This window comes from Streptomyces niveus (genome assembly GCF_001723055.1).
GTDB lineage: Bacteria > Actinomycetota > Actinomycetes > Streptomycetales > Streptomycetaceae > Streptomyces > Streptomyces niveus.
Map to the genome: position 1 here is coordinate 1 of NZ_MDCR01000198.1, position 25,368 is coordinate 25,368.

A 25,368-nucleotide genomic window follows, 5' to 3' on the forward strand; every position below is an offset into this window, starting at 1 on the left:
CACCCCCGCCGTGACGCCCGCCCCTCCCTCGGGCGGGCACAATGGACGGATGGCCCGACGCCCCACACGTCCCACGCGAAACTCGTCCGCCGCCCGCCCCACAGCGGCCCCACGCGCTTCCCGAGACGCCTCACCCTGTCTCTGCGGTCTGCCAGCCTCCTACGGAGAGTGCTGCGGCCGGTTCCACGCCACCACCGCCGCCGCCCCCACCGCCGAGCGTCTGATGCGCTCCCGCTACAGCGCCTTCGCGGTGGGCAACGAGCCGTATCTGCTGAGCAGTTGGCATCCCGCCACCCGCCCGACCCGCGTCGATCTCGACCCGGCGATGCGCTGGGCGGGCCTGGAGATCCTGGCCACCACCGAGGGCAGCGCCTTCCACACCACCGGCACCGTCACCTTCCGGGCCCGCTACACCCGCCGCGGCGAGGAGGGCACGCTGCACGAGCGCAGCCGGTTCGAACGGCACGAGGGCGCCTGGGTCTACGTCGACGGCACCTTCGTGGATTAGGGCCTGTCGTTCGGATCAGGCCCTGCCGCGCCGCCCCGGGTCAGCCGCCCGACGCGAGCACCTCCGCCAGGTCGTACCGCACCGGCTCCTCCAACTGCGCGTACGTGCACTCCTCGGGCGTACGGTCCGGGCGCCACCTGCGGAACTGCGCCGTGTGCCGGAACCGGTCGCCCTCCATGTGGTCGTAGGCCACCTCGCACACCAGCTCCGGCCGCACCGCCACCCATGACAGGTCCTTCTTGCCCGACCAGCGGCTCGGCGCGCCCGGCAGCCGTGCGCTCTCGTGCGCCGACTCCGTCGCCCACGCGGCCCAGGGGTGGCCGTCGGCCGGATCCATCAGCAGCGGCGCCAGCTCGTCCACCAGCTCGGCCCGGCGCTTCATCGAGAACGCGGCGCACACCCCCACGTGCTGAAGCGTCCCCGCCGTGTCGTGCAGACCGAGCAGCAGGGAGCCGACGACCGGACCGCTCTTGTGGAGGCGATATCCGGCCACGACCACGTCCGCCGTCCGCTCGTGCTTGATCTTGTACATCACGCGTACGTCCGGCCGGTACGGCAGATCCAGCGGCTTGGCCACCACCCCGTCCAGCCCGGCGCCCTCGTAGCGCAGGAACCACTCACGTGCCAGCTCCACGTCCGTCGTGGCCGGTGCCAGATGTACGGGGGCCGAGACGCCGGCCAGGGCGTCGGCGAGCGCGGCGCGGCGCTCGGACTGCGCCGTGTCGAGCAGCGACCGGTCACCGAGCGCCAGCAGGTCGAAGGCGACGAAGCTCGCCGGGGTCCGCTCCGCGAGCGTCCGCACCCGCGAGTCCGCCGGGTGGATCCGCTCGCTCAGCCGGTCGAAGTCCAGCCGCCCCTCGTACGCGATCACGATCTCGCCGTCGAGCACACACCGCTCGGGCAGCTCCCGCAGAAAGGCGCCGACCAGCTCGGGAAAGTACCGGGTCAGGGGCTTGCCGTTGCGGCTGCCGATGACGACCTCGGGCCCGTCCCGGTGGATCAGCGCACGGAAGCCGTCCCACTTGGCCTCGTACTGCATACCGGGCGGGATTCTCGCCACGGACTTGGCCAGCATCGGTTTCATCGGAGGCATCACCGGCAGATCCATGCCCCCGATTGTGCGCGGAACAGTGCCCGTCCGCTCGATGTGCGGCACGGGGGAGCCCGGCCTACGGTGGCGCGTATGGCGAGCAAGGGCGCGGCGATGGAGCTTGAGGTCGGCGGGCGGGCCGTACGGCTGTCCAGCCCCGGCAAGATCTACTTTCCCGACCGGGGCTTCACCAAGCTGGACGTCGCCCAGTACTACATCGCGGTGGGGGAGGGGATCACCCGCGCCCTGCGGAACCGGCCGACCACCCTCCAGCGCTACATCGAGGGCATCACCGGCGAGTCCTTCTACCAGAAGCGGGCTCCGAAGAACCTGCCCGACTGGATCCCCACCGCCCGCATCTTCTTCCCCAGCGGACGCACCGCCGACGAGATCTGCCCCACCGAGCCGGCCGCCGTGCTCTGGGCGGCGAACCTCGGCACGCTGACCTTCCACCCCTGGCCCGTACGGCGGGGCAACACCGAGCACCCGGACGAACTGCGCATCGACCTCGACCCGCAGCCGGGCACCGACTTCCACGACGCCGTCAGGGCCGCGCACGAGTTGCACGGCATCCTCGACGAGCAGGGCCTGCACGGCTGGCCCAAGACCTCCGGCGGCCGCGGTCTGCATGTGTTCGTGCCGATCGAACCGCTCTGGACCTTCACCCAGGTACGGCGCAGCGCGATCGCCGTCGGCAGGGAGCTGGAACGCCGTATGCCGGGCCGCGTCACCACGGCGTGGTGGAAGGAGGAGCGCGGCGAGCGGATCTTCGTGGACTACAACCAGACCGCGCGCGACCGCACCATCGCCTCGGCCTACTCCGTACGCCCCAATCCGTACGCCACTGTCTCCGCCCCGCTGCGCTGGGACGAGCTGGACGACGTCGCCCCGCGCGATTTCGACATCGCGACGATGCCGGCCCGCTTCGCCGAACTCGGCGACCTGCACGCGGACATGGACTCCGAGGCGCACAGCCTGGAGGGCCTGCTGGAACTGGCCGCGCGCGACGAGCGCGACCACGGCCACGGCGATCTGCCGTACCCGCCGGACTATCCGAAAATGCCGGGCGAACCGAAACGGGTCCAGCCGAGCCGCGCGCGGGCGGACACACCGGAGGAGCCGTAGAGCCGCCCTCAGCCGGTGCCCGCCGCGCTGTCGCCGGTCGGCCGCCACGTACGAGTACGCCCCCCGGCGGACCCCGCTATCTCGCGGACCCGCCCTCGTCGTCCCGCGCCCGCGCCGCCAGCACGGCGATCAGCAGGCTCGGCACGATCAGCATGCCGAAGACCGCGCCGTACGCCACGCCCTCCGCGTCCGCCGCCAGGAAGCCGTTGAACAGCGCCGAGCCCAGGCCCAGCACCGTGACCTGCCCCAGATTCTGGGTCGTCTGGAGCGCGCTGCTCGCATAGCCCTGCCGGCCCGCCGGGCTGTGGATCAGCGACAGCAGCGTCACCGACGGAGCCAGCAGCCCCATCCCCAGCGCCGCCACGACCATGGACGACGCGGCGATGTACGGATGCGTCGCCGGCAGCGTCCCGACGACGGCGAGCGCGGCGGCCAGCGCCATCACCACCGCCCCGGTCGCCACCAGCCGGTGCCGGGGCCAGTGCTCCAGCGGATGGGCCTGCACCCAGGAGGACGCGGCCCACGCCACGGCGGCGCCCGTGAACGCCAGGCCGGTCACCACGGTCGGTACGCTTCCGTCGCTCAGCAGGAACAGCGGCACGAACGCCTCCAGGGTGAAGAAGGCGCCCGAACTCAGGCCCCGGAGCAGGGCCGTGGCCGGCAGCCCCCGGCCGGCCCGCCAGGTGCCCGGCGGCAGCAGCCGGGCCGCGAACACCACCATCAGCGCGACGCCCACCGCCGCGCACAGCATGCGCCGCGCGTCCCAGCCGGAGACGCCGTACTGCCCCAGCGCGGCGCCCAGGCTCACCGCCAGCGCGACCGTCAGCGCCGGGCGCGGCGGCCTGTCCTCGGCCGGCAGGGGCGTCGCCCGCCAGGCCCGGCCGCGCAGCAGGACCACCACCGCGACGGCCGGGAGCACCGTCAGCGCGGCCAGACCGAAGAACACCGCCCGCCAGGACCACCAGCTGACGACCAGACCCGCCAGCGGCGGTCCCACCAGCGACGGCACCAGCCAGCAGGTGCTCATCAGGGCCAGCACCCGCGCCCGCAGCCGCGTGGGGTACGCCTGGGCGACCGCGGTGTTGACCGCCACCGCCACCATGCCGCCCGCGAGTCCGTCCAGGAAGCGCCCGGCCGCCAACTGCCAGACGGAGCCGCTCGTCGCGGAGATCAGCAGCGTGACCACCGACAGCACCACCCCCGCCGCCAGCGGGCGCCGGGCCCCGGCACGGTCCGCCCAGTAGCCGCCCATGACCCCGCCGAGCAGGCTCGCGGCCACGAAACAGCCCGCCACCAGCGGGTAGAGCGACACCCCGTCCAGGTCACGCGCGGCGGTCGGCAGGATGGGCAGCACGGCGAGCGCCGCGAACCCGGTCAGGAACATCACCACGGCGAAACCGGCCGTGACGGGCGCGTACCTCCCGGAGAACAACCCCTCCCCGGAGGCCGGTTCGGCCTCGACGGGACCGGGTGCCCCCGGCGTCAACTTCAGTTGATCAGTCACGGGCGCCCAAGCTATCCGCGCCCCCGGAGCGACCGCCATCGGTTTTCCGCCGGGGGAACGGGTGCCGGGAACGGCGAAGTGCCCCCTCCCGTAAGGGAAGGGGCACCTCGGTTCAACTTCGGCTCAGCCTCCTGTGGAGAAGGAGGTCAGAGCTGCTTGATCCGGATGTCGCGGTACGAGATGACGTCCGTCGTGCCGTGCACCTGGAGCCCGACATAACCGGACGAGTAACGCCGGCCGTCGGTACCCACGTCACCGTCGCGCGGCGGAGTGAACTCCTGGCCGCCGGTGTTGTCGAACTCGTTGATCACGACACCGTTGCGCAGGATCGTGTAGTGCTGGTCGACCACCTTGATCTCGTAGTCGTTCCAGCTCCCCTTCGGCGTGACGGCCGCGCCGGCGAGGCCGACCCGGTCGAAGCCGTAGATCGACCCCGTCTTGTACATGTCGCCGTCCGGGCGGTCCAGGATCTGGACCTCGTGCCCGTAGTTGATGGCGACCCACTCCGGCCGGCTCTCCAGCGGGTGACCGTTGACGTTCGGGAAGCGCACGAAGACACCGCCGTTGGCGTTGCCCGTGCCCGGAGCGTCGTCACGGAACTGGAGCTTCAGCGAGAAGTCGTCGTACTTCCGCTCCGGGAACCACAGCATGCCCATGCCCTGCACGGTGGTGCTGCTCGTCATGGCACCGTCCGCGGACAGCGCGAACTTGCCGCCGCCCACCTGGGCCCACTTGGAGAAGGTGGCCTCCGTGCCGTCGAAGAGCGTGCGGTAGCCGGTCGTCTGACCCGGCTGGCCGATCTTCGACTGCTTGGCGGCCTTCGTGATCTTCGTGAACTCGCGCTGGTCGATCACACCGTCCGTCTTGAGCTTGGTCAGCACCGTCTGGACGTGCTTGAGGAACAGCGCGTGCGAGGACCAGTCCTTCTCGTCCTCGATCAGCTCGTTGATCGTGCAGCGGCTGGTGGTGAGCCGGTTCGGCACACCCGTGTCGACCGCGCCGACGATGACCGTCAACCGCACGTCGTACTCAGGGCAGTTGGGGGCCGGAACGCCACCGCCCTTGGCGATGGTGAACGTCACCTCCTTGGCCACCGAGGTGTTGCCCGCCTTGTCCGTCGCGCGGTGCGAGAGCTTGTGGTAGCCCACCGCGTCGATGATCGCCGGCTTGGTGTACGCGAGGTACGGACCACCGTCGAGCGAGTACTCGATCTTCTCGACACCCGAGTCGTCGTCCGTCGCCTTGAGCGTCACCGTGGCGCTGGTGATGTACGCGCCGTCGGAGTTCTTGTCACCGCTCACGGCCGCCGTCGACACCGGGGCGGTCGTGTCCTTCACCGGCGGGGTGACGACCTTGAAGTCGACGGACTTCTCGGCGGCGGCGTTGCCCGCCTTGTCCGTGGCGCGGTAACGCACCTTGTGCGTACCGACCTCGTGGACCATCACCGGCGCGGTGTACTCCTGCCAGGCGCCGTCGGCGCCGAGCGCGTACTCGATCTTGTTGACACCGGAACCGGCGTCCGACGCGGTCACGGTGACCGTGGCCATGTCCAAGTACGCGCCGTCGGCGTCCTGTTCACCGGTCACCGTCGCCGAGGTCTCCGGCGCGGTCGTGTCGTCCGTGTCCGGCGCCACGACCTTGAACTCGGCCTTCTTCTCGGCCGAGACGTTGCCGGCCTTGTCGCTCGCCCGGTATCTGATGAGGTGGTCGCCGACCGTGTTGACCACCACGGGTGTGGTGTACGGCTGCCACTCGCCGTCGGCCCCGACCGCGTACTCGATCTTGTCGACACCCGACCCGGCGTCCGTGGCGGAGAGCGTCGCCGTGGCCTGGCCGATGTACGCGCCGTCGCCGTTCTGGTCGCCGTCGATCTTGGCGGCCGTCTCGGGCGCGGTGGTGTCGTCACCGCCGCCACCGTCGGTGACGGTGAAGGTGCCGGTCATCATGCCGTGACCGGGGATCGTGCAGAAGAAGCGGTAGGTGCCCGGGGTCAGTACGACCTCGGCCGTCTGCTTGCCGCCCTGCGCGTCCTCCGGACTCGCCATCAGGTTGAGCGTCACGTCGGTGTTGTAGTCGGGGTTCGACGTGTCGAACGTGACCGTGTGCGGCATCGACGTGGTGTTGCCGGTGGCCTTGCTGTTCTCGAAGACGATCGTCGCGGGACCCGCGACGGCCGTCTTCGGGAACGACAGGTACTCCGTGGTGGAGTTCCCCGCCGTCCAGTTGAGCACCTGGGCGGCCGCCATCGGCGACTTCCCGTTGTCGTCACGTCCGTATGCCTGTGTCGAGGTCAGCCCCAGCACCAGCATCAACGAGCCCAGCAGGGCCGTCCACAGGCGTAGAGGTCGCTGTCTCAGTGCGCCGCGTCGACTCACTGCGCCGCCTTCCTGGCCAGATCCGCGGCGGCGGGTGTTGCCTCGCCGCCCTTGTACGTCACGCGCCACAGCGCGGACTTCGCGTCGGAGGTGAAGAAGCCACGTCCGTAGTCGAGCACGTAGAGCGAGCCGTCCGGAGCGAACTTCCAGTCCATGAGGTTGCGGATACCGCTCTCACCGACCGGAATGATCTTCTTCAACGACTCGGCGTGCACGGGCAGTCCGCCCTTGCCCGCGGTCTTGGGGTCGAGATTGACCGCGTGCCGCGGCTGCGTCTGGTCGTAGAAGTCACCCACGAACCACTTGCCGTCCCAGTACGACGGCCAGCTCGCCGCGTTCGCCTTGTCGGCGTCGTACCGGTAGAGGGGACCGTTCATGGTCGCCTGGCCACCGCCCTTGAGCCACGGCAGGAGGAAGGTCGCCTCCTCCGCCTTGTAGCTGGGGATGCCGTTCGCGTCCCGCGGGTAGTCCGGAGCGCCGCCCTGGGGCGAGTACCAGATCGTGTTGCCCGTGACCGGCGGGATGTTGACGAGACCGTCGTTGTTCGGGGACTCGTTCTTCGGCGCGTCGCAGTTGTACCAGCCCAGCGGCTTCGTCGGGTCCGGCAGATTACGGTCACGGTACGGCTGCTTGTTGCCCATGCAGTACGGCCAGCCCTGGTTGCCCGCCTTGGTGATGGCGGCGAAGGTGTCGTACTTCGCCGGGCCCCAGGTGGTGCTCGGGGCGCCCGCGTCGGGGCCGACCCAGCCCGCGTACAGGGTGTCGGTCTTCTTGTCGACGGAGATACGTGCCGGGTTGCGTACACCCATCACGTAGATCTCGCCGCGCGTCTTGTCGCCGCCCTCGGCGGTCTCCTCACCCGTGAAGAGATTGCCGGTGGGCAGGGTGTACGTGCCGTCGTCCTCGGGGTGGATCCGCAGGATCTTCCCGTTGAGGTTGTTGGTGTTGCCGGCCGTACGGCGCGCGTCCGCGAAGGAGACGCCCTTGTAGTTCGGCTGCGGGTTGTTGCCCGAGTAACCCTCGCTGAACTGCGAGGAGTTGTTGTCCCCGGTCGCGATGTACAGGTTGCCCTTGGAGTCCCAGGCCATACCGCCACCGGAGTGACAGCAGCTGTTGATCTGAACCGGCCAGCTCAGCAGGACCTTCTCCGTGGCGAGGTCGAGCTTGTTGGTCGCGAGGTCCAGGGTGAACCGCGAGACCTGGCGCTGCGCCATCCGGGTGTCACGGTTGATCTTGGAGTGGGGTGTGTAGTGCAGATACACCCAGCCGTTGGTCATGAAGTCGGGGTCCAGCTCGATACCGAGCAGGCCCTCCTCGTTCTTGACCAGCTCGTCGCCGCCGCCCTTGTTGCCGAAGATGGTCAGGCCGCCGGCCTTGGTGACCTTCTTGGTCTTCGGGTCGTAGACGTGGATCTGGCCCTCGCCCTTGCCGATGTCCGGGTTCGCCCAGTCGGTCACGACGGGCTGGGTGTTGTCACCGCCACCGCGGCCGATGTAGAAGACCCGGCCGTCGGGCGCCACGACGGTGCCGTGCGGCTCGCCGATCTGGTCCGACTCGCCCGGCTTGTTGGGCTGGGTCAGGCGCTCCGCCGTGTAGTTGGCGTCGATCGTCGCCTTGCAGTCGGCGCGCGAGATACGGGTGGTCCACTGGAGCGCGCCGCGCAGGTGGTCGCGGAAGTCGGTCTCGGCGTACGAGTCGACGGTGGCGCCCATGCCCGTGTAGAAGGACCGGCCGCCGTCGTAGTCGCGGCACCAGGAGATCGGGTGGTCCGCGCCGTTCGCGCCCTCACCCGGCTTGTAGGTGCTCTCCCTGAGACGGGCCACGGTGTGCACGCTGCCCGAGGGGTTCTTGTCCCAGTTGAACCACTTGTCGGAGCGCTTCCACTCCTGCGGCAGGTTCTTCGTCGCGGGGTGCTGGCGGTCGCCCACCTCGACGGTCGCGCGCTGCACGGTGTCCGGGCTCGCCGCCTTGGGACGGGCGCCGATCAGTCCGGTGAACCAGTCCGAGTACGGCTCGGTGCGCGCCGCGTCCCGAATGCCGAGGAAGCCTCCGCCGGCCTCGACGAAGGCTTCGAGTCCCGCCTCCTGCTCGGGATCCAGTACGTCGCCGCCGCCCGTCAGGAAGACGACCGCGTTGTACTTGCCGAGCTTGGTGGCGTTGGTGAAGACCGAACCGTCACCGTTGGTCTCGGTCTTGAACCGCTGCGCGGTCGGGCCGGTGAGGCCGATCTTCTCGATCGCCTCGATCCCGGCGTTGACGATCGGGGACTCCTCCGACGTCGAACCGTGGAAGACGAGGACCTTCACGTTCGCGCCGCCGGGCGGCGAAGGAAGGGACAACGTTGTCGACGGCGGTTCCGGGTACGGACCCGCCATGGCGTTCCCGCCGAGCAGAGACGCGGCCATCGTGCCGGCCACCACGGCGGCGCCCATTACGCGCCGGGATCTTGACCGGCGATGTGGTACGCGCTGCATGTGTTCACCCACCCATCTTTGGTCACAGCAACAGCCGTGAAGCTAGACCTCTTTCGGTGGCGAGCCAAGAGGTATCACCAGAATGGAACTAACTTTGTCCTGAGTGTGGATAAACGAAGATCCCCGAGCTACCGTGTGGCCGTCCCGGGGCTTCACTGTGTCCCGACAGTCTCAGCACCGCATGTGGGGAGTTCGGCATGGCGATGGACAGACGGAGTTTCAACCGGCGCCTGATGGCCGGCGGCGCGGTCGCGGCAACGGGAGTGACATCGTTGTCCGTTGCGTCGGCGTCCTCGGCCGCACCCGCGCCGATGGCCGCGGCGGCCGGCCCGAAGAGGGCACCCGCCGGCGGCAAGGTGCACCATCTCACCATGGTGGCCGAGCGGTTGGGCACGGGGAAGATCGGCTACGGCTTCGAGAAGGGCAAGGCGTCGATCCCCGGTCCGCTGATCGACATCGTCGAAGGCGACACCGTCCACATCGAGTTCACCAATCTCACGGACGTCGACGCCAGCCTGCATGTGCACGGTGTCGACTACGACATCGCCAACGACGGCACCCGTATGAACAAGAGTCACGTGGAGCCGGGCGGCACGCGCACGTACACCTGGCGCACCCACAGGCCCGGCAAGCGCGCGGACGGCACGTACCGCGAGGGCAGCGCCGGCTACTGGCACTACCACGACCACGTCGTGGGCACGGACCACGGCACGGGCGGCATCAGGCAGGGGCTGTACGGCGGACTGGTGGTCCGCCGGGAGGGTGACATCCTGCCCGACAAGCAGTTCACGATCGTCTTCAACGACATGCAGATCAACAATCTGCCGGGCGCCCAGAGCCCCAACTTCGAGGCCACCGTGGGTGAACGGCTCGAAGTCATCATGATCACGCACGGCGAGTACTACCACACGTTCCATATCCACGGTCATCGCTGGGCGGACAACAGGACCGGGCTGCTCAGCGGCGCCGGCGACACCAGTCGCATCGTCGACAACAAGATCACCGGGCCCGCCGACTCGTTCGGCCTACAGATCATCGCGGGCGAGGGCGTCGGCGCGGGCGCGTGGATGTACCACTGCCACGTACAGAGCCACTCCGACCAGGGCATGGCGGGCCTGTTCCTGATCGCCAAGCCCGACGGCACGATTCCGGGGTACGAGCCGCACCACCCGACGGCGAAGAAGGGCGCGACGGACGCGAAGGGCGCGGACACGAAGGGCGCGCACTCGGGTCACTAGACGCGGCGGCCGACCAGACACACCGGCCGAGCAGACGCGCCGGACGGGTTGACGCACGCCCGTCCGGCGCGGTCGGCGGCCCTCGCGCCGTACACATGCGAGAGCCCTTGATCGGTAGCAGACTCGGGAGTGCAAGCACTCGGGGGGCCTCGCGAAGGAGCCACGATGCTCACCACCCGTTACGTTCCAGGTTCACCCAACTGGGCGGATCTCGCCACACCCGACATCGAGGGCGCGAAGACCTTCTACGGAGGCGTCCTCGGCTGGGACCATGTACCGGCCGGCCCCGAATTCGGCGGCTACGGCATGTTCCAGCTGAACGGCAAGACCGTCGCGGGGGTCATGCAGCTCCCCGCCGAGACGGTCCCGCTGTCCTGGACCCTCTACTTCCAGACAACCGACGCCACGGCCACCTCATCGGCGGTGAAGGACAACGGCGGCACGGTCGTGAACGAGCCGATGGACGTGGAGGACCTCGGCCGCATGACGCTGTGCGCCGACCCGGCCGGGGCGGGCTTCGCCACCTGGCAGCCCGGCACGAACACCGGCCTGGAGGCCACCGACACCCCGGGCACCCTGTGCTGGGCCGAGCTGTACACCCCGGACGTGGACGCGGCCGTCGGCTTCTACGGCTCCGTGTTCGGCTGGGAGACGACCACGATGCCCATGCCGGGGGGCGGCGGCGACTACGTGATGGTCCACCCCGCGGGCAAGGGCCCGGACGGCATGTTCGCCGGCGTCGTGGAGAACCGCCCGGACACCGGCCTCGGCGCGACAGGGCCGAACTGGCTCCTGTACTTCGGCACGGCCGACTGCGATGCTGCCGTGGCCGCGTCGGACCGACTCGGCGGCACGACCGTCCAGGAGCCCACCGACATCGAGGGCGTCGGCCGTTTCGCCGTACTGACCGACCCGTACGGCGCGCGCCTCGCGGTCATGCAGGGTGTCTCGCAGGACACCTGAGCGGCTCCCCCGACCAGGGGCGTACAGGGGAAGAACCCCCGGCGGCGGTCCGCGAGGACATCCTTCGGACGCCCGCTCATCAGGTCGCCATCAGGTCATTGATCGAATGTTTATCGGCACCAGGCAGCGTGTGTGTCATGCCGATCGATCCCATGAACACCATCACCAGCATCACCGGGCGCACCTGGCAGGAACTCGCCTGGCAGGAGAACGCGCTGTGCGCCCAGACCGGCCCCGAGTTCTTCTTCCCGGCCCCCGGCTCGTCCACCCGCGAGGCGAAGCAGCTGTGCGGTGCCTGCGAGGGACGGCGGGAGTGTCTGGAATACGCCCTGGACAACGACGAGCGCTTCGGAGTGTGGGGCGGGCTGTCGGAGAAGGAGCGCGAGCGCCTGCGCCGCAGCGGCGCGGCCACCACGGCTGCCGTCTCCGCGGCCACCGCCTGACCCCGTGACCGAGCGGGGGGCGGGGTCAGGGCCTCGGAGCCGGCGTCGGCGCGGACGCCGGCTCTCGTCGTCGCGAGATGAGCCGTACGGGACCGGCCGTACGGCAGGAGCCGTACGGGGTCAGCCCGCGGCGCGCGCGGCCATCCGCGCCTTACGGGCGGCGAGCTTCTCGTCGAACTTGCTCGCCTCGGTGTCAAGACCGGCCATGTACAGGCCGAGTTCTTCCTGCGCCTTGAGCCCGTCGGGGCCAAGACCGTCGATGTCGAGCACCTTCAGATAGCGCAGCACCGGCTGGATCACGTCGTCGTGGTGGATACGCATGTTGTAGATCTCGCCGATCGCCATCTGCGCGGCGGCGCGCTCGAAGCCCGGCATCCCGTGTCCCGGCATCCGGAAGTCCACGACCACGTCGCGCACGGACTGCATGGTCAGGTCCGGGGCGATGTCGAAGGCCGCGCCGAGCAGGTTGCGGTAGAAGACCATGTGCAGGTTCTCGTCGGTGGCGATACGCGCCAGCATCCGGTCGCAGACCGGGTCGCCCGACTGGTGACCGGTGTTGCGGTGCGAGACGCGGGTCGCCAGCTCCTGGAAGGCGACGTACGCGACCGAGTGCAGCATCGAGTGCCGGTTGTCGGAGGTGAAGCCCTCCGACATGTGCGTCATCCGGAACTGCTCCAGCTTGTCCGGGTCCACGGCGCGCGAGGCGAGCAGATAGTCGCGCATCACGATCCCGTGCCGCCCCTCCTCGGCGGTCCAGCGGTGCACCCAGGTGCCCCAGGCCCCGTCGCGGCCGAAGAGGCTGGCGATCTCGTGGTGGTAACTGGGCAGGTTGTCCTCGGTCAGCAGGTTCACCACGAGGGCGATCTTGCCGATGTCGGTCACCTTGGACTGCTGCGGCTCCCAGGCCGTGCCGTCCTCGAAGAGACCGGGAAAGTTGTGGGCGTCGGACCAGGGCACGTACTCGTGCGGCATCCAGTCCTTGGCGACCTTGAGATGGCGGTTGAGTTCTTTCTCCACCACCTCTTCCAGTGCGTACAGCAGCCGGGCGTCGGTCCACGCCTCCGAACTGCCGAGATGGGGAGAGGTGAGTGTCACGTGTGCTCCTGGGGACGGGAGTAGTACCTACGGGTTCGTAGGTTACGTGACCGTAGGTTAAGGGTGCGGTAAGCGGAGAGCCAAGCCCCGATCCACGATGCCCGGTTACATGCGGTTATGCGCGCAGGTCACGCAGGCGTACGGAGAGACAGGTCACGCACCCTTCGAGCTTCTCGAACTCGCCGATGTCGACCGGTACGGGCTCAAGGCCGAGACCCGCGAACACATCCGCGCTGCGCGGCGCGCTCGCCGCCAGCAGCAGATTCCCTTCCCCGAGCAGCACCACGTGCGATCCCCCCTCCTCGGGCACGCTCAGGAAACGGGGGAAGAGTGACGGGTCGTCGACGAGGGGCGCGTAACCGATCACGGTCCCGTCCGGCAGCGCCGTGACCGCCGACTTCAGATGCAGCGCCCTGCTCACCGGCACGGCGACCACCCGCGCGCCCAACGGCTCGAAGGCGGCGCGCAGTTGGCGCAAGCCCTCGGCGTTCGTCCGCCCGCCCTGGCCCACGTACACCGTGTCGCCGACCTTGAGCACGTCGCCGCCGTCGAGCGTCCCCGGCGCAGCCACGCGCTCGACCCGGCAGCCGAGCGCCGACAGCGCCTCCTCGACCGCGGCCGTCTCCGGCCGGCGCGAGGCGGCGCCCGAACGGGCGATCAGCGCGACGTCGCGGAACACCACCACCGGGTCCTCCACGAACACGGCGTCCGGGCAGTCGTCGGCGGGCGCCACCTCCGTGGTCTCCCAGCCGTGCTCCCGCAGCGCGGCGGTGTACGACTCCCACTGGGCGAGGGCCAGGCCGGCGTCGACGGGCGTGCGTTCCAGATGGGTCAGCAGACCCTCGGTGAGCCGTGGGCCGGGGCGTCGGACCAGGGCTTTCCTGCTGGGCATGGGGCTTCTCCGGTTCGGTCGCGGGCGGGTCCGACGCCCTGTGGAGGGCCGGACCCGCCCACGCTACGTCGGCCCGCGCTCATCGCACAGACGTGCTCACCGCCCCAGCTCCCGCCGCAGATACTCGGCGGTGAAGGACTTCGGATGGCCCAGCAGTTCGGCCGGTGTTCCCTCGAAGACGATCTCGCCGCCGTGCTTCCCGCCGTCCGGACCGAGGTCGATCACCCAGTCCGCGCGCTTGACCACATCCATGTTGTGCTCGACGCAGATCACCGAGTTCCCCGCGTCCACCAGCCGGTCGAGCAGCGCCAGCAGCGTTCCCACGTCCGCCATGTGCAGCCCGGTGGTCGGCTCGTCCAGGACGTACACGCTGCCCGTGCGGTGCAGTTGGGTCGCCAGCTTGATGCGCTGCCGCTCCCCGCCCGACAGCGAACTCAGCGGCTGACCGAGTGTCAGATAGGTCAGCCCCACGTCGTTCAGTGTCCGCAGCCTGCGCAGTGTCGCCCGGTCGCCGCCGCCGAACTCCTCGAAGAAAGACATCGCCTGAGCGGCCGTCATGTCCAGTACGTCGACGATCGACCGGCCGCCGACCGTGAGCGCCAGTACGTCGTCGTTGAACCGCCGTCCCTCGCAGACCTGGCAGACCGTCGTCACCGGATCCATGAACGCCAGATCGGTGTGGATGACCCCGCGCCCGGCGCATTCCCCGCAGGCGCCGGAGGAGTTGAAGCTGAAGAGTCCCGGCTCGACCCCGTTCGCCTTCGCGTACACCTTGCGGATGATGTCCATGGCGCCCAGATACGAGGCCGGGGTGGACCGTGACGAGGCGGTGATCGCGCTCTGGTCGATGACGATCGCGTCCGGGTGCGCCGCCGTGAAGACCTGGGAGACCAGCGTCGACTTTCCCGACCCCGCGACACCGGTCACCGCCGTCAGCACACCCGTCGGGAACGCCACGTCGATGCCCTTGAGATTGTGCAACGCCGCTCCCCGGACCGGCAGTTGGCCGGTGGGGGAGCGGAAGTCAGTCTTCATCGGCGTACGGCTCACGAGATGCCGGCCGGTGAGGGTGCCGGCGTCGCGCAGCCGCTCCACCGTCCCCTCGAACACCACGTGCCCGCCGTCGGCGCCCGCCCGTGGCCCCATGTCGACGACATGGTCCGCGATCGCCACCACGTCCGGGTCGTGCTCCACCACCAGCACCGTGTTGCCCCGGTCGCGCAGCCTCAGCAGCAGATCGTTCAGCCGCCCCACGTCACGCGGGTGCAGGCCCACGCTCGGCTCGTCGAAGATGAAGGTCAGTCCCGTCAGCGAACTCCCCAAGTGGCGCACCATCTTGAGCCGTTGCCCCTCGCCGCCGGAGAGCGAGGTCGTCTCCCGGTCCAGGCTCAGATAGCCGAGCCCGATCCCCACCAGCCGGTCGAGCCGGGCGCGCGCGGCGGCGGCGATCGGTGTCGCCACCGGATCGTCGATCCGCGCCAGCACCTCCACCAGGTCGGCGACCTCCAGGCGTGCGTAGTCGGCGATGTTCAGACCGTCGATACGGGTCGCGAGAGCCGCCTTGTTCAGCCGCGCCCCGTCGCACGCCTCGCACACCCGCTGGGCGGTGAACCGGTTCGCGGCCTCCTGGCGCTTCGACGACATGGTGGCCGTGTCGCGCTTGAGGAACAGCCGGGTGAACCGGTCCACGACACCCTCGAACCGTACGTCGGCCGACCCCGTCCGCATCTCCACCGTGACGGTGAAACCGCCGCCGTACAACAGCAGTTGGCGCTCCTCGGCGGTGTACCGGCCGATCGGCTTGTCCGGGTCGAAGTGCCCCGACTCGGCGTACAGCTTCCACTCCCAGCCGCCCACCGTCAGCCCCGGCAGCAGCAGCGCGCCCTCGTTCAGGGACTTCGACCAGTCGACCGCCCGGTCGAGGTCGAGCCGCACCACCCGCCCCACGCCGTCGCACTCCGGGCACATGCCGGCCGGGTCGTTGAAGGAGTACGCGGTGGCGGCCCCCGCGCTCGGCGTGCCGTAGCGCGAGAACAGCACCCGGATCACCGAGTAGATGTCGGTCATCGTGCCGACGGTGGAGCGGACGTTGCCGCCGACCGGCTTCTGGTCGATGACGATCGCCACCGACAGGTCGTCGATCGTCTCGACGTGCGGCCGCTCGTGCTTGGGCAGCCGGTTCCTGATGAACGTCGTGAAGGTCTCGTTGAGCTGGCGCTGCGACTCCACGGCGATGGTGTCGAAGACGATCGAGGACTTCCCGGAGCCGGAGACCCCGGTGAAGACGGTGATGCGGTCCTTCGGGATGGTCAGTGAGACGTCCTTGAGATTGTTCTCGCGGGCGCCCACGATGGTGATGTTCTGAGGCATGAGCCCGAAGCTAATCGGAAATCCAGACAGCTACTGTCTGGATTTCCGATCGGCTCCTCGGTCTTCCTCGTCGGCCCGGCGGGGCCTCAGGGCTGATCGCGCGACGGCAGCCCCGCCCGTACCTCCTCCGCCGTCGTGTCACGCAGCTCGCCGTCCAGCGCCAGCCACCGCGTGATGCCGATCGACTCCAGGAACGGCACGTCGTGGCTCGCCACGACCAGGGCGCCCCGGTACGCCCCCAGCGCCCCCGTCAGGGCGCGCACGCTCGCCAGGTCGAGATTGTTCGTCGGCTCGTCCAGCATCAGCAGCTTCGGAGCCGGCTCCGCGAGGAGCAGAGCCGCGAGCGAGGCGCGAAAGCGCTCCCCGCCCGACAGGGTCCCCACCGGCTGGTCGGCCCGCGCGCCCCGGAACAGGAAGCGGGCGAGCCGGGCCCGGATCTCGTTGTCCGTGGCGGCGGGCGCGAACCGCTTCACGTTCGCGGCCACGCCCAGGGAGTCGTCCAGGACGTCGAGCCGCTGCGGCAGGAACCGCGTCGGCACCAGCGCCTCGGCCTCGCCCGAGACCGGCGCCAGCTCCCCGGCGACCGTCCGTAGCAGCGTCGTCTTGCCCGCCCCGTTCCGGCCCACCAGCGCGATCCGCTCCGGCCCGTGGATCGCGAACTCGCCCGTGGCCCGCGCCCCGTACCGCAGCTCCAGCTCGCGCAGCCGCAGCACGCCGATGCCCGAGTGCACCTGGGTGGCGGGCAGCTCGATCCGGATCTCGTCGTCGTCGCGCACCGCCTCGACCGCCTCGTCGAGCCGTATCCGCGCCTCCGCGAGTTTCGCGGTGTGCATGATGCGGTGCTTGCCCGCCGACACCTGCGCCTGCCGTTTGCGCTCCTGCATGATGGCCTTCGGCTCGCGCTTCGTGTCCCACATCTTCTGTCCGTAGCGCTTGCGCCGCGCCAACTTGACCTGTGCGTCGGCCAGTTCGCGCTTCTGCCGCTGCACGTCGCTCTCCGCGACGCGCACCATGCGGATCGATGCCTCCTGTTCGACGGCGAGGGCTTCCTCGTACGCGGAGAAGTTCCCGCCGTACCAGGTCACCTCACCGTCCCGCAGGTCCGCGATCCGGTCGACCAGATCGAGCAGTTCCCGGTCGTGGCTGACCACCACCAGCACGCCCGACCAGGCGTCGACCGCCTCGTAGAGCCGCCCCCGCGCGTACAGGTCCAGATTGTTCGTCGGCTCGTCGAGCAGGAGCACCGAAGGGCGGGCCAGCAGCAGGGCCGCCAGCCGCAGCAGGACGCACTCGCCGCCGGACACCTCGCCGATGGTCCGGTCGAGGCCGATATGGCCGAGCCCGAGCTGGTCGAGGGTGGCGCGCGCCCGTTCCTCGACGTCCCAGTCGTCGCCGATCGCGGCGAAGTGCTCCGCGCGCGTGTCGCCCGCTTCGACGGCGAGCAGCGCGGCGCGGGCGGCGGCGATGCCGAGCGCCTGGTCGACGCGCAGCGCGGTGTCCAGCACGGCGTCCTGCGGGAGATAGCCGATCTCGCCCACCGCGTTCGTCCTGCCCTCGGTGGGCGTGAGCGCGCCGGCGAGCAGCTTCAACAGGGTTGATTTTCCTGACCCGTTGATCCCGACCAGACCGGTTCTGCCGGGTCCGACGGCCAGTTGGAAGTCCTCGAACACCACGGACCCGTCGGGCCAGGCGAACGAGAGCGCGGAGCAGGTGAGTTGAGGGTGAGAGGAAGTAGACATACGGGTCTCCAGGTCGCTGCGAGGGGATGCGGGGCAACGGTGGGAGACACCGGCGAAGGGCACCGGGGAAGGACGGCTCGACCGCCGAGGTCACACGCGGTGCGCGCCTGCGGGAAGCGGCGCGGCACGGTGTCTCAGGACCTCAGAAGAGCAACGTCCTACTCCGTTCGGCGACAACAAGGAACGCTGTAGACCGTAGATACGGGCGGGCGCGGGCGCAACGCGTTTTTCGGAAGAGGGAGCGGGGGAACTCAGCAGGCGTCGCGCAGCAGCTCCGCGACGTCGTGGTCCAGATCGAGATACAGATGCTCGCGGCCCACCGGCACGACACCCAGCGACCGGTCGAGGAAGCGCCGTACCTCCGAGGTGCGGACGTGGACCATCGCGACCCCCTCGGGGGCGTGGAACTCCAGGACCGTACGGTCGTAGCCGAACGGCCGCACCCGTACGTCACCGAGCCCGGCCGGTTCGTCCATCCCGACGGTCAGCAACTCGCGCGAGAACGCCCAGGACACCTCCGTGCCCTCCAGCGTCGCGGTGGCCGGGAACGCCATCTGGACGGCGAAGGGATCCTCGCCGTCGTAGCGCAGGGTCGCGGGAACGGTCTCCAGCTGTGGCGCCGAGGCGACCAGCCGGGCTTGCAGGGCCTGCTCGATGACGTTGGACAAGGCCAGCTCCCCTTTGCGCGGCTCGGGCGGATGAGTGTCTTCCGCTACAGGGAAGGACGACGCAAGGCGCTGAAGAGTGCTCGCTGAGGGGCGTGACCTACGTCACCGTTTTGGCTACTCGCGGGTCGGGCACGCGGTGGGCCGTCCGCCGCCGGACTCATTGCGGCGGTTGCTCCCGATACCGCGCCAGTCCGGGCGCCGTCCGCCCCACGGTGAACTCCGTGATCCGGTACGCGCACACCCCGCCGACCACGAACGGATCCGCCGCCACAAGCGCCTCCACCGCCTCCCGGTCGTCCCCGGCCGCCAGGATCACACCGCCGTCACGCGGCTTCTTACGGCCCGACGCGAGGAAGGTCCCCGCCGCGAAATGCGCGTCCACCCACGCGAGATGGTCCGCCGAGAGCGCGTCGACACGGTCGAGCGGGGCGGTGTAGGTCAGCTCCAGTACAAACATGATCGCCAGGTTAGCCGCGGGACACCGGCAGTCGGGCGGGGTCGCGCACAGCCCGCGGACAGGACCTAGGGTGACGCACCATGACGACGATCAGGACACCGGCCGACGAGGCCGAAGCCAGGGCCATCCAGGACGAGTTGCGCGAGCGCGTCGTGCTCGACGAGGAGGGACCGGCGGCCGGGACCGGGCTGGTGACCGGGGTCGACGTCGCGTACGACGACGAGCGGGACATCGTCGCCGCGGCGGCCGTCGTCCTCGACGCCGCCACCCTCGCCGTCGTGGACGAGGCGACCGCCGTCGGACGGGTCGACTTTCCCTATGTGCCGGGGCTCCTCGCGTTCCGCGAGATCCCGACCGTCCTCGCCGCCCTCGACGCCCTGACGTCGGACCCGGGAGTGGTCGTCTGCGACGGCTACGGCCGCGCCCACCCGCGCCGGTTCGGACTCGCCAGCCATCTCGGGGTGCTGACCGGGCTGCCGGTGATCGGTGTCGCCAAGAACCCGTTCACCTTCTCGTACGAGCAGCCCGGCCCCCGTCGTGGCGACTTCTCGCCACTGTTCGCCGACGACGGCGAGGAGGTGGGCCGGGCGCTGCGCACCCAGGACGGTGTGAAGCCCGTGTTCGTCTCCGTCGGGCACCGGACCGGTCTCGACGCCGCCTGCGCGCACACCCTGCGGCTGGCCCCGGACTTCCGTCTCCCGGAGACGACCCGCCGCGCCGACACGCTCTGCCGCCGGGCGCTGAGCGCGGCCGTGGAGGCCACGGGGACCGCGTCCGGAAATTGATCCGGCGCACGGCGATGAGTTTCGCCCGGCATCCCGGTCTGACCCTCTGAAAGCGAACAGACAAGCGAACAGACATACGTGAGGGGCCACCCGATGACCGGCACGGCAGACGCGACCCGGACCGAACTCCAGTACGTGACCTCGAAGGACGGCACGTCGATCGCGTACCGCACGAGCGGCTCCGGCCCCGTCGTCGTCATGGTGGCCGGCGCGCTCGGCACCGGCACCGCCCCGGCGGACGCGGCCATCGGCGCGCCGCTGGCCACCGACCACACGGTGGTCGACTACGACCGGCGCGGACGCGGCCACAGCGGCGACACCGAGCCCTACGCGGTGGCACGCGAGGTCGAGGACATCGAGGCGCTCGTCGACGCGCACGGCGGGCGGGCCGCCGTCTTCGGCTTCTCCTCCGGCGCGGGGCTCGCCCTGGCCGCGGCCGACGCGCTGGGCCCCAAGGTCCGCGCGGTCGCCCTGTACGAGCCGCCGTTCATCATCGACGACAGCCGCCCGCCGCTGCCCGCCGACTACGTCGAGCGCGTCAGGGACTTCGTGGCGGCGGGCCACCGGGACCGGGCCGTGGCGCTGTTCATGACCGAGGCGGTCGGCATACCCGCCGAGTACGTGGACGCCATGAAGAACGCGCCCGCGCCCCCGGCGGCGGAGGGCGACATCCAGCCGCCGTCCTGGGCCGGCATGGAGAAGATCGCGCACACCCTCGCGTACGACGGCCTCGTCATGGGCGACACGATGTCCGGCAAGCCGCTCCCCGCCGGCCTCTGGAGCGGCGTGAGCGTGCCGGTGCTGGTGGTCGGCGGCGGCGAGAGCGAGGCGTTCATGCGGGCGGGCGCGGAGTCGGCCGCCGGACTGCTGGCCGGCGGCGAGTACCGCGAACTCCCGGGCCAGAGCCACCAGTTCGACCCGGCGGCGCTGGCGCCCGTCCTCCGCGAATTCCTCGCGGCGCACACCGGCTGACCGGGCGGGGCGAGCTGATCCGCCGCCGGACCCGGTGACGGGCCGGCGGCGGGTCCGGTACGAGCGCGGCGGCCCGTGCTGGGGGCGGGCCGCCGCGCTCCCACGCCCCGACACCGTGCCCCCGTCCTCGGACGACCTCCCGGTCGCGCCCGGTCTCAGCGTGAGTGCGCCACCCGGAACGTCATCCCCGCCGACCGCAGCCGCCCCAGCAGCGCGTCCCCCATCGCGGTGGCCGTGGTGACCTGGCCCGCCGTGTCGGGCAGCTCGTCGAAGGCCAGGCTCAGCACCGCCTCGGCGAGTATCTTCGCCGACTCGTCGTACCCCGGATCACCACCCGCGACCTCGGTGAACACCCTGCGCCCACCGCCCTCGCCCACGAACCGCACGGTGAACCAACTGGCGCTCCTGCGCGCCTCGTCGGGCCCCGAGCCCGGCGCGAAACGGTTCATCAGCGCCCGCCGGACCGCCGGAACCTGCGCCAGCGCCACGCCCGTTCCCGCCGCCACCGTGCCACCCAGCGCGACCGGCAACGACTTGACGCCCGCGAAGTGCCGGTAGCGGAAGTCGGGGCCGTACCGGGGCAGGGCCGCCGCCGACCGTGCCACCACCCGCGCGTCGAGCGTGGGCAGCGGCAGCGCCCAGACCCCGGCCTCCTTGCTGAAGTGCGGCGCCCCCGGCGCCCCCACGGCCCGCCGCCCGACCAGCCGCGGCTCGTGCAGCCGCCGCTGCTTCGCGGCCTCCATGGTCTGCCGGCCACGGCTCACCGTGTTCAGGGCGGTGGCCAGGGTCCCGCCGGAGAAGAACGCGTTGGTGCGGACGAACCCGTCGATCCGCAGCGGCACGTCCGCCGGCAACTGCTGGACCGTGAAGTACGCGCCCAGATCGTGCGGTACGGAGTCGAAGCCGCAGGCGTGCACCAGCCGCGCCCCGGTCTGCCGGGCCCGGTCCTCGTACGCCAGATACATCCGGTCCACGAACTCCTGCTCACCGCAGAGATCCGCGTAGTCCGTCCCGGCCTCCGCGCAGGCGGCCACCAGATCCTCCCCGTGCCAGAGGTAGGGCCCGACCGTGGTGGCCAGCACCTGTGTGGACTCGGCGAGCGTGCGCAGCGACGCGGGGTCGGCGGCGTCGGCGACCAGCAGCGGAAGATCCGCGCAGCGCGGGGCGAGCGCCGCGAGCCGGGCGCGCAGCCGCTCCAGCTTGGCCCGGTCGCGGCCGGCGATCGCCCAGCGGCAGTCGTCCGGCGCGCTCAGCGCCAGATACTCGGCCGTGAGCGTGCCGACGAAGCCCGTCGCCCCGAAGAGCACCACGTGGTACGGGCGTTCTGCCCTGGTCTGCCTGTTCATCGTGTCTCCGCCGTTCGAGCCGCGCCGGTGTCGGTGCCACCGCCGGTGGCGCCGGTGGTGGTCGGGGGCCGAGGCTAGCGTCTGGCCGGGCGGATCAGGGGAGCGGGTGACCAGCATCGGACGTCCGGGGCGGAAGTCTGCGACCATCGACCAGGAACAAGCGCTTGCTTGCCGGGCGGCCCGACAGGGCTTGTGCGCGCTGGTGGGCGTTCCTAACATCATTGCTGTTACATCGTTGGTGTCACACTTCCCGGGAGCCCACATGACAGCGACAGCGAACGGCCCGCTCGCCGGGGTGCGAGTGGTCGAGCTGGCCGGTATCGGGCCGGGCCCGTTCGCCGCCATGCAGCTCGCCGACCTCGGCGCCGACGTCGTACGCGTCGACCGGCCGGGCGGCGCCGGCCTCGGGATCGACCCGGCGTACGACCTGATGAACCGCAACAAGCGCTCCGTACTCATCGACCTCAAGGCCGACGACGGACCCGCCCGGGTGCTCGACCTCGTCGAGCGCGCCGACATCCTCATCGAGGGCTACCGCCCCGGCGTCGCCGAACGCCTCGGCATCGGCCCCGAGGAATGCCACGCCCGCAACCCCCGGCTGGTGTACGGCCGGATGACCGGCTGGGGCCAGGAAGGCCCGCTCGCCCAGCGCGCCGGGCACGACATCGACTACATCGCCGTCGCGGGCACCCTGTCCATGTTCGGCGAGGCCGACCGGCCGCCCACCGTCCCCGCCAACCTCGTCGGCGACTACGCGGGCGGCTCGCTCTACCTCGTCATCGGCGTCCTCGCCGCCCTCCAGCACGCCCGCACCCCCGGCGGCTCCGGCCAGGTCGTGGACGCGGCGATCGTCGACGGCGCCGCCCATCTCACCACGATGATCCACGCGATGACGGCGGCCGGCGGCTGGCAGGACCGGCGCGGTGCGAACCTGCTCGACGGCGGAGCACCTTTCTACGGCAACTACGAGACCGCCGACGGCGAGTACATGGCCGTCGGCGCGCTGGAACAGCGCTTCTACAACGAGTTCATCGACCTGCTCGGCATCAAGGACGACGTCCCCGCCCGTAAGGACTTCGCCCGCTGGGACGAGCTGAGGTCCGCGGTCACCGCCCGCTTCAAGGAGAAGACCCGCGCCGAGTGGACGGCCGTCTTCGAGGAGTCCGACGCCTGCGTGGCGCCCGTCCTGTCGCTGCGCGAAGCCCCCGCCCACCCCCACCTCGTGGCGCGCGGCACCTTCACCGACCACGCGGGCATCACCCAGCCGGCCCCCGCGCCGCGCTTCTCGGCCACGCCCACCTCCGTACGGAGCGCGCCCGCGCTGCCGGGGGCGGACACCGGGCGGATCGCCGAGGACTGGGACGTACCGAGCATCCGCGACACCGAACGCCCGCAGCACTGATCCGGCACACCGCGCCGCCCACCCAACGACCGACGAAAGGCCGCCGTCTTGAGCACCGAAGCGTACGTGTACGACGCGATCCGCACCCCGCGTGGTCGCGGCAAGGCCAACGGTGCCCTGCACGGCACCAAGCCGATCGACCTCGTCGTCGGTCTGATCCACGAGATCCAGGGCCGGTTCCCCGACCTGGACCCGGCGGCGATCGACGACGTCGTCCTCGGCGTCGTCAGCCCACTCGGCGACCAGGGCTCCGACATCGCGCGGACCGCCGCCGTCGCCGCCGGACTGCCCCACACCGTCGCCGGCGTCCAGGAGAACCGCTTCTGCGGCTCCGGCCTCGAAGCCGTCAACCTGGCTGCCGCCAAGATCCGTTCGGGCTGGGAGGATCTGGTCCTGGCCGGCGGCGTCGAGTCGATGTCCCGGGTGCCGATGGGCTCCGACGGCGGCGCCTGGGCCATGGACCCGATGACCAGCATCCGTACGGGCTTCGCCCCGCAGGGCATCGGCGCCGACCTCATCGCCACCATCGGCGGCTTCACCCGGCGCGACGTGGACGAGTTCGCCGCGCTGTCGCAGGAGCGCGCGGCGGCGGCCTGGAAGGACGGCCGCTTCGCCCGCTCCGTCGTCCCCGTACGCGACGCCAACGGGCTCACCGTCCTCGACCACGACGAGCATCTGCGGCCGGGCACCACCGCCGACTCGCTCGCCGCGCTCAAGCCCTCGTTCGCGCAGATCGGCGACCTCGGCGGATTCGACGCGGTCGCGCTCCAGAAGTACCACTGGATCGAGAAGATCGACCACGTCCACCACGCGGGCAACTCCTCCGGCATCGTGGACGGCGCGTCCCTCGTCGCGATCGGCTCGAAGGAGTCCGGCGAGCGGTACGGGATGAGGCCGCGCGCCCGTATCGTCTCCGCCGCCGTGTCCGGCTCCGAACCCACGATCATGCTGACCGGGCCCGCGCCCGCCACTCGCAAGGCACTCGCCAAGGCCGGACTGACCATCGACGACATCGACCTGGTGGAGATCAACGAGGCGTTCGCCGCGGTCGTCCTGCGCTTCGTCGCCGACATGGGGCTCTCCCTGGACAAGGTCAACGTCAACGGCGGCGCCATCGCGCTCGGCCACCCGCTCGGCGCCACCGGCGCGATGATCCTCGGCACCCTCGTGGACGAACTGGAGCGCCGGGACAAGCGGTTCGGCCTCGCCACGCTCTGCATCGGCGGCGGTATGGGAGTCGCCACCGTCGTCGAACGCGTCTGACCCGCCCCCACCGCCCTCACGCCTCTCTTCGCTACGGAGCCGCAGCATGAGCGAGTCCACCACCATCCGCTGGGAGCAGGACGCGACCGGGGTCGTCACCCTCGTCCTGGACGACCCCGCCCAGTCGGCCAACACCATGAACCAGGCCTTCCGGACCTCCGTCGCCGCCGTCGCGGCACGCGCGGAGGCGGAGAAGGACAGCATCCGCGGCATCATCGTCACGTCCGCCAAGAAGACCTTCTTCGCCGGCGGCGACCTCAAGGACATGATCAAGATCGGCCCCGGCGACGCCCAGCAGGTGTTCGACGCCGGCCTCGCCGTCAAGCGCGCCCTGCGCACCATCGAGACACTCGGCAAGCCCGTCGTCGCCGCCATCAACGGCGCGGCCCTGGGCGGCGGTTACGAGATCGCGCTCGCCTGCCACCACCGGATCGCGCTCGACGCGCCCGGCTCCAAGATCGGACTGCCCGAGGTCACCCTCGGTCTGCTGCCCGCGGGCGGCGGCGTCACCCGTACCGTACGGCTCCTCGGCATCTCCGACGCGCTGCTCAAGGTGCTGCTCCAGGGCACCCAGTACGGACCGAGGCGCGCGCTGGACAACGGCCTCGTCCACGAAGTCGCCGCCACCACCGAGGAGATGATCGAGCGGGCGCGCGCCT

21 protein-coding genes are annotated in these 25,368 nt (G+C 70.6%); 10 read left to right on the forward strand and 11 right to left on the reverse strand.

Annotation, left to right across the window (positions count from 1 at the left end; all coding sequences use genetic code 11):
- The first annotated feature begins 49 nt into the window (after positions 1–49).
- Positions 50–508: a YchJ family protein gene (locus tag BHU15_RS22890; RefSeq protein ID WP_069628919.1), complete on the forward strand. Its 459-nt coding sequence runs from the start codon at positions 50–52 to the stop codon at positions 506–508.
- A gap of 40 nt (positions 509–548) precedes the next feature.
- On the opposite strand, the gene BHU15_RS22895 is transcribed toward BHU15_RS22890, so the two are convergent.
- The gene (locus tag BHU15_RS22895) at positions 549–1,616 is read right to left on the reverse strand and encodes an ATP-dependent DNA ligase (protein ID WP_069628920.1); all 1,068 of its coding nucleotides are present in this window, start codon (positions 1,614–1,616) and stop codon (positions 549–551) included.
- Between the two features lie 75 nt (positions 1,617–1,691).
- Here BHU15_RS22895 and ligD point away from each other — a divergent pair, with 75 nt between their 5' ends.
- Entirely contained in the window at positions 1,692–2,723 is a 1,032-nt protein-coding gene (gene ligD, locus BHU15_RS22900; protein ID WP_171907000.1) for a non-homologous end-joining DNA ligase, read from the forward strand.
- A gap of 76 nt (positions 2,724–2,799) precedes the next feature.
- Here the strand turns inward: ligD and BHU15_RS22905 are convergent, their stop codons facing one another.
- The 3 genes from BHU15_RS22905 to BHU15_RS22915 all read right to left on the reverse strand — a co-directional run bounded on the left by BHU15_RS22905 (position 2,800) and on the right by BHU15_RS22915 (position 9,076).
- Entirely contained in the window at positions 2,800–4,227 is a 1,428-nt protein-coding gene (locus BHU15_RS22905; RefSeq protein ID WP_401922092.1) for an MFS transporter, read from the reverse strand.
- 146 nt (positions 4,228–4,373) lie between these two features.
- Complete coding sequence (locus BHU15_RS22910; RefSeq protein WP_079128316.1) at positions 4,374–6,536, reverse strand: OmpL47-type beta-barrel domain-containing protein; 2,163 nt, start codon at positions 6,534–6,536, stop codon at positions 4,374–4,376.
- A gap of 62 nt (positions 6,537–6,598) precedes the next feature.
- Positions 6,599–9,076, reverse strand: coding sequence for a ThuA domain-containing protein (locus tag BHU15_RS22915; protein WP_079128317.1), 2,478 nt, complete (start codon positions 9,074–9,076; stop codon positions 6,599–6,601).
- A gap of 203 nt (positions 9,077–9,279) precedes the next feature.
- On the opposite strand from BHU15_RS22915, the gene BHU15_RS22920 reads away from it, so the two are divergent.
- The 3 genes from BHU15_RS22920 to BHU15_RS22930 all read left to right on the forward strand — a co-directional run bounded on the left by BHU15_RS22920 (position 9,280) and on the right by BHU15_RS22930 (position 11,720).
- The gene (locus BHU15_RS22920) at positions 9,280–10,314 is read left to right on the forward strand and encodes a multicopper oxidase domain-containing protein (protein WP_069628935.1); all 1,035 of its coding nucleotides are present in this window, start codon (positions 9,280–9,282) and stop codon (positions 10,312–10,314) included.
- A gap of 165 nt (positions 10,315–10,479) precedes the next feature.
- Positions 10,480–11,277: a VOC family protein gene (locus BHU15_RS22925; protein WP_069628922.1), complete on the forward strand. Its 798-nt coding sequence runs from the start codon at positions 10,480–10,482 to the stop codon at positions 11,275–11,277.
- Between the two features lie 137 nt (positions 11,278–11,414).
- Complete coding sequence (locus BHU15_RS22930; protein WP_069628923.1) at positions 11,415–11,720, forward strand: WhiB family transcriptional regulator; 306 nt, start codon at positions 11,415–11,417, stop codon at positions 11,718–11,720.
- A gap of 120 nt (positions 11,721–11,840) precedes the next feature.
- Here BHU15_RS22930 and BHU15_RS22935 read toward each other — a convergent pair whose 3' ends face one another.
- The 6 genes from BHU15_RS22935 to BHU15_RS22960 all read right to left on the reverse strand — a co-directional run bounded on the left by BHU15_RS22935 (position 11,841) and on the right by BHU15_RS22960 (position 18,941).
- On the reverse strand, positions 11,841–12,815 hold the full coding sequence (locus BHU15_RS22935; protein ID WP_023537313.1) for an acyl-ACP desaturase: 975 nt from the start codon (positions 12,813–12,815) through the stop codon (positions 11,841–11,843).
- Between the two features lie 115 nt (positions 12,816–12,930).
- Positions 12,931–13,707 carry a dimethylargininase gene (gene ddaH / locus BHU15_RS22940; RefSeq protein WP_069628924.1) on the reverse strand — a complete coding sequence of 259 codons (777 nt, stop codon included), beginning with the start codon at positions 13,705–13,707 and terminating at the stop codon, positions 12,931–12,933.
- Between the two features lie 96 nt (positions 13,708–13,803).
- The gene (locus BHU15_RS22945; protein ID WP_069628925.1) at positions 13,804–16,077 is read right to left on the reverse strand and encodes an ATP-binding cassette domain-containing protein; all 2,274 of its coding nucleotides are present in this window, start codon (positions 16,075–16,077) and stop codon (positions 13,804–13,806) included.
- An 86-nt stretch (positions 16,078–16,163) separates the two neighbouring features.
- Positions 16,164–17,816 carry an ABC-F family ATP-binding cassette domain-containing protein gene (locus BHU15_RS22950; protein WP_069628926.1) on the reverse strand — a complete coding sequence of 551 codons (1,653 nt, stop codon included), beginning with the start codon at positions 17,814–17,816 and terminating at the stop codon, positions 16,164–16,166.
- 251 nt (positions 17,817–18,067) lie between these two features.
- Positions 18,068–18,484 carry a spore wall synthesis regulator SsgD gene (gene ssgD, locus BHU15_RS22955; RefSeq protein ID WP_069628927.1) on the reverse strand — a complete coding sequence of 139 codons (417 nt, stop codon included), beginning with the start codon at positions 18,482–18,484 and terminating at the stop codon, positions 18,068–18,070.
- 157 nt (positions 18,485–18,641) lie between these two features.
- On the reverse strand, positions 18,642–18,941 hold the full coding sequence (locus tag BHU15_RS22960; RefSeq protein ID WP_069628928.1) for a YciI family protein: 300 nt from the start codon (positions 18,939–18,941) through the stop codon (positions 18,642–18,644).
- 80 nt (positions 18,942–19,021) lie between these two features.
- Between BHU15_RS22960 and BHU15_RS22965 the strand changes: the two genes are divergently transcribed.
- Positions 19,022–19,726: an endonuclease V gene (locus BHU15_RS22965; protein WP_069628929.1), complete on the forward strand. Its 705-nt coding sequence runs from the start codon at positions 19,022–19,024 to the stop codon at positions 19,724–19,726.
- 93 nt (positions 19,727–19,819) lie between these two features.
- Positions 19,820–20,698: an alpha/beta fold hydrolase gene (locus BHU15_RS22970; RefSeq protein ID WP_069628930.1), complete on the forward strand. Its 879-nt coding sequence runs from the start codon at positions 19,820–19,822 to the stop codon at positions 20,696–20,698.
- A 155-nt stretch (positions 20,699–20,853) separates the two neighbouring features.
- On the opposite strand, the gene BHU15_RS22975 is transcribed toward BHU15_RS22970, so the two are convergent.
- Entirely contained in the window at positions 20,854–22,044 is a 1,191-nt protein-coding gene (locus BHU15_RS22975; protein ID WP_069628931.1) for a saccharopine dehydrogenase family protein, read from the reverse strand.
- 262 nt (positions 22,045–22,306) lie between these two features.
- Here BHU15_RS22975 and BHU15_RS22980 point away from each other — a divergent pair, with 262 nt between their 5' ends.
- From BHU15_RS22980 to BHU15_RS22990, 3 genes are all read left to right on the forward strand, one after another.
- Positions 22,307–23,446, forward strand: coding sequence for a CaiB/BaiF CoA transferase family protein (locus tag BHU15_RS22980; RefSeq protein WP_171908425.1), 1,140 nt, complete (start codon positions 22,307–22,309; stop codon positions 23,444–23,446).
- A 48-nt stretch (positions 23,447–23,494) separates the two neighbouring features.
- Entirely contained in the window at positions 23,495–24,709 is a 1,215-nt protein-coding gene (locus tag BHU15_RS22985) for an acetyl-CoA C-acetyltransferase (protein WP_069628932.1), read from the forward strand.
- Between the two features lie 46 nt (positions 24,710–24,755).
- On the forward strand, positions 24,756–25,368 hold a 613-nt coding region (locus BHU15_RS22990), incomplete at its 3' end, for an enoyl-CoA hydratase/isomerase family protein (RefSeq protein ID WP_141726863.1).